At 60.7% G+C, this 12552-nt stretch carries 10 protein-coding genes; 3 read left to right on the forward strand and 7 right to left on the reverse strand.

Features of this window, described 5'->3' with window-relative positions; translation table 11 throughout:
- Positions 1-307: 307 nt before the first annotated feature.
- The 5 genes from NTD85_RS24615 to NTD85_RS24635 all read right to left on the reverse strand — a co-directional run bounded on the left by NTD85_RS24615 (position 308) and on the right by NTD85_RS24635 (position 5111).
- On the reverse strand, positions 308-1078 hold the full coding sequence (locus tag NTD85_RS24615; RefSeq protein WP_262143444.1) for a hypothetical protein: 771 nt from the start codon (positions 1076-1078) through the stop codon (positions 308-310).
- A 472-nt stretch (positions 1079-1550) separates the two neighbouring features.
- The gene (gene tcyN / locus NTD85_RS24620) at positions 1551-2300 is read right to left on the reverse strand and encodes an L-cystine ABC transporter ATP-binding protein TcyN (RefSeq protein WP_003220606.1); all 750 of its coding nucleotides are present in this window, start codon (positions 2298-2300) and stop codon (positions 1551-1553) included.
- Between the two features lie 4 nt (positions 2301-2304).
- Positions 2305-2970 (reverse strand): cystine ABC transporter permease, encoded by a 666-nt coding sequence (tcyL, locus tag NTD85_RS24625; RefSeq protein WP_003220607.1) that lies wholly within the window; start codon positions 2968-2970, stop codon positions 2305-2307.
- The gene (tcyJ, locus tag NTD85_RS24630; RefSeq protein WP_262143445.1) at positions 2970-3770 is read right to left on the reverse strand and encodes a cystine ABC transporter substrate-binding protein; all 801 of its coding nucleotides are present in this window, start codon (positions 3768-3770) and stop codon (positions 2970-2972) included. Before tcyJ ends, tcyL begins: the two co-directional genes overlap by 1 nt.
- A 342-nt stretch (positions 3771-4112) precedes the next feature.
- Positions 4113-5111: a D-cysteine desulfhydrase gene (locus NTD85_RS24635; protein WP_262143446.1), complete on the reverse strand. Its 999-nt coding sequence runs from the start codon at positions 5109-5111 to the stop codon at positions 4113-4115.
- Positions 5112-5301: 190 nt separating this feature from the next.
- Here NTD85_RS24635 and epsC point away from each other — a divergent pair, with 190 nt between their 5' ends.
- Positions 5302-6228: a serine O-acetyltransferase EpsC gene (gene epsC / locus NTD85_RS24640; RefSeq protein ID WP_003220610.1), complete on the forward strand. Its 927-nt coding sequence runs from the start codon at positions 5302-5304 to the stop codon at positions 6226-6228.
- 424 nt (positions 6229-6652) lie between these two features.
- On the forward strand, positions 6653-8614 hold the full coding sequence (gene betT, locus NTD85_RS24645) for a choline transporter BetT (RefSeq protein ID WP_262143499.1): 1962 nt from the start codon (positions 6653-6655) through the stop codon (positions 8612-8614).
- 24 nt (positions 8615-8638) lie between these two features.
- Here the strand turns inward: betT and NTD85_RS24650 are convergent, their stop codons facing one another.
- Together NTD85_RS24650 and NTD85_RS24655 are read right to left on the reverse strand one after the other, a co-directional pair.
- Positions 8639-8899, reverse strand: a complete 261-nt coding sequence (locus NTD85_RS24650; RefSeq protein ID WP_003220613.1) for a hypothetical protein — start codon at positions 8897-8899, stop codon at positions 8639-8641.
- Between the two features lie 183 nt (positions 8900-9082).
- Complete coding sequence (locus tag NTD85_RS24655) at positions 9083-10120, reverse strand: LacI family DNA-binding transcriptional regulator (RefSeq protein ID WP_262143447.1); 1038 nt, start codon at positions 10118-10120, stop codon at positions 9083-9085.
- Positions 10121-10325: 205 nt separating this feature from the next.
- Between NTD85_RS24655 and NTD85_RS24660 the strand changes: the two genes are divergently transcribed.
- Positions 10326-12551 (forward strand): TonB-dependent receptor, encoded by a 2226-nt coding sequence (locus tag NTD85_RS24660; protein WP_262143448.1) that lies wholly within the window; start codon positions 10326-10328, stop codon positions 12549-12551.
- Position 12552 lies beyond the last annotated feature (1 nt).

A 12552-nucleotide genomic window follows, 5' to 3' on the forward strand; every position in this document is an offset into this window, starting at 1 on the left:
AAACGCCGCAAAAGTGCGGCGAACGAAAGAATGTCCGGTGGTCCGGTTCATATACCCTAAGCGTGTATAAATATTAAATAAACTAACTTTTAGGAATATGTATAGAAGGGGTGGTGGTCGGGTTGGTTAACAACTTTGTTTCGGTGACTGGAGTCTGTGGCAAGGACGCTTGTCGAATCCTCGCACCGTCCCGTTCGGCTGCGCAGCAGTCGCGAAACCTGATCCCACCTTTCATTTGAATGAACGCGGTGCGCAGGTCTGGGGGCGCTTCGCACCCCAGCGGGAGCAAGCTCCCTCGCCACAAGGTTCAGCGTTCTTCTTGGCGCGATTCAGCGGTCTTCAGCTCCTGGCGCAGCGGCACCTTCAGATAAGGGTTCATACAGCCGATCTTCAGCGTTCGTGGTGGTGCCCAGCGTGAGTTGTTGCCCACCCAGTCGAGGACGCAATAGGTCACGTCCAGGCGCAGATCCTCACCTCCCTCGACGATCACCGCCGGTGGCACCCAGACCTGAATCGGCAGGCCGATATCGGCGGCGGTGATCGGTGCCAGGTCCATTCGCACGTCGCCCCAGCGCAAGGTGATTGCGTCATCCTCGGCCATGTTCAGGTAGGGTTCGATGGTCAGGGGCACACCGCGTTTGATCTGATTGGGGTTCACGCCCTGACGGCGGATGGTGTCGGGAAACGTGACTGGCGCGAGTTGCTGATTTTCATCACCGCACAACGGCGAAGGCTGGCCGCCGGGGCAGTCGAGCTTGACCTGCACTCGGGTTGCCGCCGACAGCGCCGGTCCCTGGCCGATCTGCATCACCCGATAATGAATCCGCGCGGTGCCACTGGCGATGAAACTCTCCGGCACCCGCAGGCTGACCGTTGCGCCAAAGTCTTCACTGGTCAGGACCCGCGAGGCGACGTAACAGTTGTTCCAGAACAGTTCGATCAGATCGCCGACGTCCATGCCGGGGTAGGGCATGACATCAATCAGCAAGTGCGCGGCAGCGGCCAGGTTGATGGCGTTTTTCTGCGCGGATGCGAGGTTCGGCGCTGCCAGTTCGGGGGTAGGCGAAGTGCGGGTCATCGGGTTCTCTCCTTGAAGTCTTGCGGCGAAGTCCGTTTCTTGAAAAAACAAAAGGCGTGATGAATCGGTAATGCAGCCATGAACTTTTGTTCGGGCTGAGTACGGATTGATTCAACTAATGGGTGCCGGTTGGCGACTAGATAAGAGCGTGCGGGAAAGAGTGTCAATAGAGCGCCTTAGTTAATCCATGAATTACGGATTAATCAGAAGCTTCCTACGCTGATGAGGCATGCTGCCTAGCGTTGATTGCGAATGGAACTACGGTTTTTCGCGAGTTTTTGCGATTTTTGTGCGGGCTCATCCAGTTCATTTCACAGGCGCGCAAGCGCGCATCAGATTAGTTGTATCTGTTGCAGAACATATATGAATTGTTTTGACAGGTTTAAGGTTGGAGCGGTTTAGATGTTTTTTTCAAATCGGGGGAAGTATAACTTCCATCCATGGAAGTTAATGATGCAAAACAATGATGCTCTCAGGCGTGATTCAGAAACTTGCTGAGAAACTGTTGGGTGCGCTCTTCTTTCGGGTTGGCAAACAACGCCTTGGCTTCGCCTTGCTCGACGATCACGCCCTTGTCGAAAAACACCACACGGTTGGCCACGTCGCGGGCGAAACCCATTTCGTGGGTGACGATGACCATGGTGCGTTTTTCTTCAGCGAGACCGCGAATGGTCGCCAGCACTTCGCCCACCAGTTCCGGGTCGAGGGCCGAGGTCGGCTCGTCGAACAGGATCACTTCCGGCTCCATCGCCAGCGCCCGGGCAATCGCCACGCGCTGTTGCTGACCGCCGGACAGACGACGCGGATACGCATCTTCCTTGCCGGCCAGACCGACCTTGGCCAGCAGCTTCATGCCCAGGGCAACGGCTTGCTCGCGCGGCATCTTCTTGACCACGATCGGCCCTTCGATGACGTTTTCCAGTGCGGTGCGGTGGGGGAACAGGTTGAAGTTCTGGAACACGAAACCCACGTGCTGGCGCAGGTTGCGCACCAGACTCTGCTGCTGGCTCAACGGGCGGCTGGTATCGATTTCGATATCGCCGACCTTGATCCGGCCGCTGGTGGGTTGTTCAAGGAAGTTCAGGCAGCGCAGGAACGTGGTTTTACCCGAACCGCTGGGGCCGATGATGGCCACGACCTCGCCTTCCTTCACCTCAAGATCGATGCCTTTGAGCACCTCTTGACCCTTGAACTGCTTTGTCAGTTTTTCCACGACAATCATGGGGTCAGGACTCCTGGTCGTGCCGATTGGCCCGCTCTTCCAACTTGTTCTGCAGGTGCGACAGCACCGTGGCCAGAATCCAGTAGATCAGTGCGGCGGCAAGATACATGGTGAAGACTTCGAAAGTCCGGGCGGTAATCAGTTGCGCCTGGCGGAACAGTTCCGGCACCTGAATGGTGGCGGCCAGTGCCGTGTCCTTGACCAGCGAAATGAAGCTGTTGCCCAGCGGCGGCAGCGCCGTGCGCATCGCTTGCGGCAGGATGGCCCGGCGCAGGGTTTGTGCACGGGTCATGCCGATGCTCGCAGCGGCTTCCCACTGACCACGCTCGATCGAACCGATCGCGGCCCGCAGGATTTCACAGGCGTAGGCGGCCATGTTCAGCGAGAAGCCGATCAGCGCCGCCGGGAGCGGATCCAGTTCCAGACCCAATTGCGGCAAGCCGTAATAGATCACGAACAGTTGCACCAGCAACGGCGTGCCGCGAAAGAACGACACGTAGATGCGGGCAATCCAGCTCACCAGTTTGAAGCGCGACAGGCGCATCAAGGCCAGGCCGAAGCCCAGCAGCAAGCCGAAGAACATGCCGCCCAGACTGAGGATGACCGTGTAGTACGCGCCCTTGAGCAGAAAGGGCGCAGAGTCCAGTGCGAGTTGGAAAGCTTCTTCCATTATTTGGTGACGTCAGCTTGGAAGTATTTTTCCGAGATCTTCGCCAGGGTACCGTCGGCACGCAGCTCATCGAGAGCCTTGTTCACCGCAGCCAGCAGCTCAGGCTCGCCTTTGCGCAGGGCGATACCGGATTCCTGACGGGAGAACGCTTGACCGGCAGCCACGGTTTTCGGGGCTTTCTTGGCGTATTCAAGCGCAGCCAGACGGTCGATCAGGATGGCGTCGGTGCGGCCGTTGTTCAGGTCGGCGAACTTGGTCGGATCATCATCGTAGGTACGCACGTCAGCGCCCGGCACATTGGCGCGGACCCATTGTTCGTAGTTGGTGCCCAGGCCGACACCGACTTTCTTGCCGGACAGGTCGGCAGCAGTCTTGATGTTCAGCGCGGCTTCCTTGCTCTTCAGCACCAGCGCCTGAATCCCGGAAATGGTGTACGGCTCGGAGAAGTCATACTTCTTCTTGCGCTCGTCGGAGATAGTCACCTGGTTGACCACGATGTCCAGACGCTTGGATTCCAGCGCTGCGAGAATGCCGTCCCACTTGGTCGGCTGAATCTTGGCTTTGACGTCCAGCTTTTTCGCCAGGGCTTCGGAAAGCTCGACTTCGAAACCGGACAGCTTGCCGTCGGCGTCAACGAAGCTGAACGGTGGGTAAGTGCCTTCCAGGCCGACGTTGATAACGCCCTTGTCCTTGATCTGTTGCAGTTGCTCACCGGCGGTTGCCTGGCCGATCAGGCCGGCGCTCAGTGCAAGGCCCAGCGAACCTACCAGCAGATTGCGACGTAGTGCGGAAAAATTCATGACAAGCCCCTGTGTTTTCTTATGGAAGACGCTTAAGGAAAGTTGGCGAATTCGGGATTTGAACGACTGCGTTATCGTGCCCTAAAGCAGCTTATGCGTCTTGCCCGAAATTCGCCTGCGGCGAGACTATAAGATGTCTGCTTTAGACTTGAAAATACTTAATATCTAATTTGATATTCGTATATGGAATATGTGGCATCTACCTGTGGCGAGGGAGCTTGCTCCCGCCCGACTGCGCAGCAGTCGCAATACCTTCCGCCAGTGTTCAACTGAAAATGGGGAAGCAAGTTTGGGGGCGCTGCGCGCCCCAGCGGGAGCAAGCTCCCTCGCCACAAAGGCGCTTCAACCGCTCAAAGCGTCCTTGTAGGCAAACAACGCCGGCGCCCCACCGGTGTGCAGGAAGATGATCGGGCCATCGTCGAAACGCTGGCGGCCGATCCCGTCGAGCAACCCGGCCATGGCCTTGCCGGTGTACACCGGGTCGAGCAGCACCGCGTCCTGACTGGCCAACAGTTTCACCGCCGCCAGTGTCCCGGCATTCGGCTCGCCGTAACGCGGGCCGAAGTATTCGTCCCACAACTCGACCTTGAAGCTCTCCGGCAATTTCACGCCCAGCAGGTCTGCCGTGCGTTCGGCCAGACCCTGCACTTTTGGTCGCTGATCTTCCTCAGTGCGCGATACGGTCACGCCGATCACTGGCAATTTCGGCAGTGCTTCGCTCAAGGCCAATGCCAGACCGCTGTGGGTTCCGGCGCTGCCCGAGGCCAGCACCACGGCGGCGAAATCGAGGCCGGTGTCCTTGATCTGCTCGGCCAGTTCCAGACCGGCACGCACGTAGCCCAATGCACCGAGAGCATTCGAGCCACCGATCGGCACCAGATACGGCTTCTTGCCATTGCTGCGCAGGCGCACGGCGAGGGCGGCGAGTTGTTCGTCGGCGTTGTCGAGGTTGTCCACCAGCTCGACCTTGGTGTCGAACAGATCCAGCAGCAGGCGGTTGCCGTTGCCGGTGTAGTTGCTGTCGTCGGTGCCCAGCGGATTTTCCAGCAGCGCCACGCAACCCAGGCCGAGTTTGGCCGCCAGCGCGGCGGTCTGGCGCACGTGGTTCGATTGCAGGGCGCCGGCGGTGATCAGCGTGTCGGCGCCCTGAGCGAGGGCATCGGCGGCGAGGTATTCGAGTTTGCGCAGCTTGTTGCCGCCCATGGCCAGCGGCGTCAGGTCATCGCGTTTGATGTACACATCGCGGCCCAGCCAGGCGGACAGGCGTTCGAGTTTTTCCAGCGGCGTGGGTTGGCCGAGCAGGTCGAGACGGTTAAAGCGATCCAGCTGTTGTTTGATCATGAGCCCGTACTGGCGGAGAAAGATGACAGGACTATAGGCACGCCGTTTTACCGGGGCAACCGTGAATCGCTTATAGCCAAATGTGCTTAACCCAGCACTATCGGTTCTTAATTCGCCTTCGTTGGCATGCCGTAAAGTAGTCGCCGTTGACGCGGCCCGACCGTCCGGCCGCCCGTGAGGAGTCTTTACCGTGAGCGAGCGTTCCAGCCATTGGCAATTGCAGACCATCGTCAGCCAACTGCGTACCGCGCGGGATCAGTGGCGTACCCAGAATGGCCGGGCCAGCGGCGAGCAGGGTGGCCGTGAGTTACCGTCTCGCGCCGCGATGGCCGAGATTCTCGAGGCGCTGTGTGGTGCGTTGTTCCCGATGCGGCTGGGGCCGGTGGACCTGCGTGAGGAGAGTGAGGACTTCTATGTCGGGCATACCCTCGATGCAGCCCTGAATGCGTTGCTGGGGCAAGCGCGGCTGGAGTTGCGTTATGTCGCCCGGCACAGCGCTCAAGGTGACGCTGACGTCGAAGCTCAGGCGATCCGCATCATTCAGGATTTCGCGCTGGCCTTGCCGGGCCTGCGCAGCCTGCTCGACACCGACGTGCTGGCCGCCTATCACGGTGATCCGGCAGCGCGCAGCGTCGATGAAGTGCTGCTCTGCTATCCGGGGATTCTGGCGGTGATTCACCATCGTCTGGCGCACCATTTGTATCGCGCCGGGCTGCCGTTGCTGGCGCGGATCAGCGCGGAGATTGCGCACTCGGCCACCGGTATCGATATCCATCCGGGTGCGCAGATCGGCCGCAGTTTCTTCATCGACCACGGTACCGGTGTGGTGATCGGCGAGACCGCGATCATCGGCGAGCGGGTGCGGATCTATCAGGCTGTGACCCTCGGGGCCAAGCGTTTCCCGGCGGATGAAGACGGGCAGTTGCAGAAGGGCCATCCACGGCACCCGATTGTCGAGGACGACGTGGTGATTTATGCCGGGGCGACGATTCTCGGGCGGATCACCATCGGCCAGGGTTCGACCATTGGCGGTAACGTCTGGCTGACGCGCAGCGTGCCGGCGGGGAGCAACCTGACGCAGGCCAATCTGCAGCATGATGACGGCACGCAGAAGTAAGATTTCCAGTTCGTTTGTGGCGAGGGAGCTTGCTCCCGCTGGAGGCCGCAGGACTCCCAATTGCGACTGACGCCGGATTGGGACTGCTGCGCAGTCCAGCGGGAGCAAGCTCCCTCGCCACAATTTGCCCATCAATTCAGGTTGATGGCATTCAGCCAATTCTCCATTGAACGAATCCCCTCAAACCCGCGTCATACCCCTCCTTGGGCTACTGTAGGAAAACTACCGCCTGGCCCTGCGATTAGTCCTTAGCGCCCTATCCATGTTTAACTTGAACGTTCATTCAAGTTAAACCGGTGGTTCGCTGCCCGCTCACAACAGGAGGCTTGCCTTTGCTGAGTCCGATCATTTCAGCCACGTTTCAACCCCTCGAGGTGCACGTTTCATGAGTGCATCGTCTACCCCCGCCAGCGGTCTGGTACGCATGAATCCGCCGGTGTTCTACTTCGCCGCGACGGTCATTCTGCTGTTTGGTCTGGTTGTCATCGCCATGCCGGAGCAGGCCGGTGCCTGGCTGCTGCAAGCGCAAAACTGGGCGGCCAACACGGTCGGCTGGTACTACATGCTCGCGATGACGCTGTATCTGGTCTTCGTGGTGGTCACCGCGTTATCGGGCTACGGCAAGATCAAACTCGGTGCCGACCACGACGAACCCGAGTTCAGTTACCTGTCCTGGGCCGGCATGCTGTTTGCCGCCGGGATCAGCATCACGCTGTTTTTCTTTTGTGTCTCTGAACCGCTGACGCATATGCTCCAGCCGCCACAAGGTGAGGCCGGCACGGCGGACGCGGCGCGGCAGGCGATGCAGATTCTGTTTCTGCACTGGGGCCTGCACGGCTGGGGCGTGTTTGCCTTCGTCGGCATGGCGCTGGCCTATTTCGCCTACCGACATAACCTGCCGCTGGCCTTGCGTTCGGCGCTGTATCCGCTGATCGGCAAGCGCATCAACGGCCCCATCGGTTACGCGGTGGACGGCTTCGGCATCATCGCCACGGTGTTCGGTCTGGGTGCCGACATGGGCTTCGGCGTGCTGCACCTCAACTCCGGTCTGGACTACCTGTTCGGCATCGCTCACACCCAGTGGATTCAGGTCGGCCTGATCACGCTGATGATGGGCGCGGCGATCATCGTCGCCGTGTCGGGTGTGGATAAAGGTGTGCGGGTGATGTCCGACATCAACATGCTGCTGGCCTGTGCGCTGCTGCTGTTCGTGTTGTTCGCCGGCCCTACCCAGCACCTGCTCAACACCCTGATCCAGAACCTCGGCGATTACCTCGGCGCGTTGCCGATGAAGAGTTTCGACCTCTACGCCTACGACAAACCAAGCGACTGGCTCGGTGGCTGGACGGTGTTCTACTGGGCCTGGTGGATCGCATGGTCGCCGTTCGTGGGCCTGTTCATCGCACGGATTTCCCGTGGTCGGACCATCCGTGAATTCGTCTTCGGCGTGCTGTTGATTCCGCTCGGCTTCACTCTGGCGTGGATGTCGATCTTCGGCAACAGCGCCATCGATCAGGTGCTCAACCACGGCATGTCGGCGCTGGGTATGTCGGCCATCGACAACCCGTCGATGACCCTCTACCTGCTGCTGGAAACCTACCCGTGGAGCAAGACCGTCATCGCGGTGACGGTGTTCATCAGCTTCGTGTTTTTCGTCACTTCCGCTGATTCCGGCACCGTGGTGCTCTCGACCCTGTCGGCCAAGGGCGGCAACCCGGATGAAGACGGGCCTAAGTGGCTGCGGGTGTTCTGGGGCGCGATGACCGCGCTGATCACCAGTGCGCTGCTGTTCTCCGGCAGTATTGATGCGCTGAAGTCAGCGGTGGTGCTGACCTCGCTGCCGTTCTCGCTGATTCTGTTGCTTATGATGTGGGGGCTGCACAAGGCTTTCTATCTGGAATCGCAGAAGCAGATCGCGCAGTTGCATTCGCTGGCACCGGTCTCCGGTTCGCGGCGTGGCAAGGGTGGCTGGCGCCAGCGTCTGAGTCAGGCGGTGCACTTCCCGTCGCGCGACGAGGTGTACCGCTTCATGGACACCACGGTGCGTCCGGCGATCGAAGAAGTGACGGCGGTATTCGTCGAGAAGGGCCTGAACGTGGTCACCCAGCCGGATCCGGCGCACGACAACATCAGCCTGGAAATCGGCCACGGCGAGCAGCATCCGTTCATCTACCAGGTGCAGATGCGCGGCTATTTCACGCCGTCGTTCGCCCGGGGCGGCATGGGTTCCAAGCAGCTCAACAACCGCCGCTATTACCGCGCTGAAGTGCACTTGAGCGAGGGCAGTCAGGACTACGATCTGGTCGGCTACACCAAAGAGCAGATCATCAACGACATCCTCGACCAGTACGAACGCCACATGCAGTTCCTGCACCTGGTGCGTTGATCGGCAACTGAGCGCCGGGACGTTTCACGACTCGGCGCTCAGCACCATGAACAACACCATCGCCGCCATCGGCACCCCGAACACTGCACTGCCTACCGCGATTTCCGACCCCAGCGGCTGCCCGGCATGCACCACCCCCACCGCACCATTGATCACCGTCAACGCCAGCCACAGCGCGGCGAAACTGTAGGCCAACGTTTGTCGGCTGAAGCCAACGCGCTCGCCGATGTAGAGCATCAGGGCGAGCAGGACCAGGCCGAAGAAGATGATGATGGCGGTGTGCATAGGCGTGCCTGCGGGTCATGCGGTGCTTGATCGGACGCCTTCGCGGGCAAGCCCGCTCCCACAGTGATCTCGGTCATTCACAGATTCTGTGTACAACCAAAATCCTGTGGGAGCGGGCTTGCTCGCGAAGGGGCCACCTCGGTGTTACTTGGAGCATAGCCAATCCAGCCTAGGCCATTTTGGTCAGGTGCTCTCGCGCTCAATCACCTTGCACTGCAACAGATTCAGCCGCTGCACCTCATCGCTCGGCAACACCCCAAGACTTTCCAATACCCGCGTTGCCGCCAGCACGCCGATCTCCAGTGCCGGTGGTTTGATCGTGCTCAGGCTCGGCAGGAGCATTTCGGCGAACGGGTAATCGCCGAAGCCGAGCACGGCGCAGTCTTCGGGGATCTTCAGGCCGGCGCGTTGCCCGGCGAGCAGGCCGCCGGCGGCGAGGTTGTCGTTGGCGAAGATGATGGCGTCGGGGCGGGGTGAAGCGTTCATCAGTGCTTCCATCGCTTGCTTGCCGGCTTCGAACGGCGCGCGGTCGGCGTCCGGGGCGAACACCCACGGCTGCAGTCCGAACTCGCGCACGGTGGCGGCGTAACCATCGCGGCGTTCCAGTGCGCTGAGGTCGCCGGGGGCACTGTTTTGCACGAAGGCGATGCGGCGATAGCCTTTGCCGTGGAGATATTGTGCAGCCGTGACGCCGACTTCGTAGTGCGAGAAGCCGATCTGCATCGGCTCGCGATCCGGCTGGTAATCCCAGGTCTCGATCACCGGAATGTCTGCCTCGGCGATCATCTTTTCCGTGCCCGAACTGTGGAAGTGGCTGGTCAACACCAGCGCCGCCGGCGACCAGCCGAGAAATGCGCGCACGGCGTTTTCTTCCTGGTCGGTACTGAAGTAACTCGACGCCAGCAGCAGTTGATAACCGTGGTGGCTGAGGGTGTCGCTGAAGCCCTGGATGGTGTTGGCAAAGATCGGCCCTGAGATGTTCGGCATCACCATGCCGACGATTTTGCCCCGCGCCGAGGCCAGCCCGCCGGCCACCAGGTTCGGCACGTAACCCAACTCGGCGACCACCGCCGCAATCCGCTCGCGGCGCTCCGGCGAGACGGTTTCCGGCTGATTGAAATAGCGCGACACGGTAATCGCCGACACCCCGGCCTCGCGCGCTACCGCATTGAGGGTCACGCGTCCGGCGCCACGGCGTTTGCGGGGCTTTTCCTGGCTCAAGGCTTGATCCTTCTTAAAAACCAAAACGCATATAAAAGTAATTTTTCAGTATTGGACGCTCTATGCCGAGCTTGCCGATACTGGCGATGTTAGCGCTAACAAAGCGCATTGTCTGCTACTCGCTCGAGCGAATGCCCAAGACACCGATTCAGGCGCTGTCGTCGCAGAACGGCAGCGGTTCAGGGCCAATTTCGAGCGGGCAAACATGCACAACATTCCTGGGGCGACACACAAACTGGCGCAATCGATTCGCGCCGCTGGCTGGATCCTTACCGGGCTGGCGGCGTTGCCGCTGACCAATGCTTTTGCCGCTGACAGCAGCGATCAAGAGCCGACCCTCAAGTCCGTCACGGTCACCGCCACCCGCCGCGAAGAGTCGCTGCAGAAGGTGCCGGTGGCGGTTTCGGTGATCGACGGCGAACAACTGGAGCGCGACAACCGCAATGGCGTGGGGAGCATCGTCCAGCAAGTGCCGTCGCTGAATTTCCGTACCGGTGCGTCGAACAAGGACACCTCGTTGTTCGTGCGTGGCGTCGGCACGATTTCCACCTCGCCCGGCGTCGAGCCAACGGTGGCCACGGTGATCGACGGCGTGGTCTACGCCCGTCCCGGTCAATCGACTCTCGACCTGCTGGATCTGGAGCGCGTCGAAGTGCTGCGTGGCCCGCAGGGCACCTTGTTCGGCAAGAATGCCTCGGCCGGTGTGCTCAACATCACCAGCAAGGCGCCGACCAACGAGACCCACGGCTACATCGATCAGTCGTACTACAGCGGCAACGAAAGCCGCACCCGCTTCGGCATTGGCGGCAGCCTGATTCCGGATACGTTGAAGGGCTCGATCAGCACCCTGGTCAGCAGCTACGACGGCAACGTCGACAACAAATACAACGGCCAGGAGGTCAACGGCTACAACCATCGCGGCGTGCGCGGCAAGCTCGAATTCACCCCGAATGACGACGTCACCTTCACCCTGATCGCCGACTACATGCAGTCCCACGACGACGGTCCCAACGGCGTCGTCAGCAAGTCGTTGACCCCGGCCTTCGCCAACGCGCTGAGCCCGGTCTATGCGAGCAACCACAACCGCGATATCAACACCGATACCCGCACCCACGTCGAGGACACCAACAAAGGCCTGTCCGGTCAGCTCGACTGGCAACTGGGCGATTACACCCTGACGTCGATCACCGCGTGGCGCGGCTGGGACAACACGCAATATCAGGACGGCGATCGGCTGAGCACGATCACCACCGCGTTCCCCGGCACCGCCGACAAGGGCGATCTGGCCTTCGATCAGTACTCGCAGGAGCTGCGCCTGGCCTCGCCAAAAGGTGAGTTCCTTGAATACGTCGGCGGCCTGTTCTACATGCACGGCAAGGATGACGAGACCTACCAGCGCACCCTGACGACGCCGACCAGCGTCAACCGTGGCGTGGCTGACTACAGCACCACCAGCGACAGCTACGCCGCGTTCGGTGAGACCACGCTGAACTTCACCTCGGCTTTCCGCGGCATCGCCGGCCTGCGCTACACCCACGATGATCTGGAATACGATCACCGTCGTGTCTCGACCTCGGCGACCACGGTCAGCGGCATCCAGCCGGCCACCAGCAGTTCCGGTTCGGTGGACGAGGACGGCTGGTCCGGCCGCCTCGGCGTGCAGTACGACCTGAGCGCTGCGGTCACCACGTACCTGACCTACTCGCGCGGCTACAAAGGCCCGGCCTACAACGTGTTCTTCAACATGCAGCCGCGTGACACCGAAGCGCTGAAGCCGGAAACCTCGAACACCTGGGAGGCGGGGATCAAGGCCACCAGTTGGAACAACCGGCTGACCACCAACCTCGCCGTGTTCCATAGCGATTACGACAACTATCAGGCGAACTTTTTCGACACCGTCGCCGGGCAAGTGGTGACGCGCCTGATCAACGCCGGCAGCGTCAGCACCGAAGGCGTCGAACTCGATTACGCCTTGCAGGCGACCCAGCAACTGAAGTTCTCCGGGGCGCTGGCCTACACCCGCGCACGCATCGACCAATTCAGCTGCCCGGCGGGCGCGGCGGCCTCGTGCAACGTCAATGGCAAACCGTTGCCGTTCAGTCCGGACTGGAAAAGCTACGTGCGTGCCGACTACACCATCCCGCTGGAAAACGGTCTGGATATCGAGCTCGGCACCGACTACAGCTGGCAGAGCGAAGTGCAGTACGACATCAGCCAGAACGCCGATACCAAGCAGGGCGCCTACGGCATCTGGAACGCCAGTGTGGCGCTGGCCGATTACAGCAACGGCTGGCGCGTGGCGCTGCTGGGCAAGAACCTCGCCGACAAATCCTACTCGCCGCTGCTGGCCAGCGGCGGCAACTACATCTACCGCGCCGTGCCACGGGATGACGAGCGCTACTTCGGCGTGCAACTGCGCAAGGATTTCTGAG

Origin of the sequence: Pseudomonas sp. 13B_3.2_Bac1, assembly GCF_025466205.1 — a bacterium.
In the GTDB taxonomy this organism is placed as follows: Bacteria; Pseudomonadota; Gammaproteobacteria; order Pseudomonadales; family Pseudomonadaceae; genus Aquipseudomonas; species Aquipseudomonas fluorescens_H.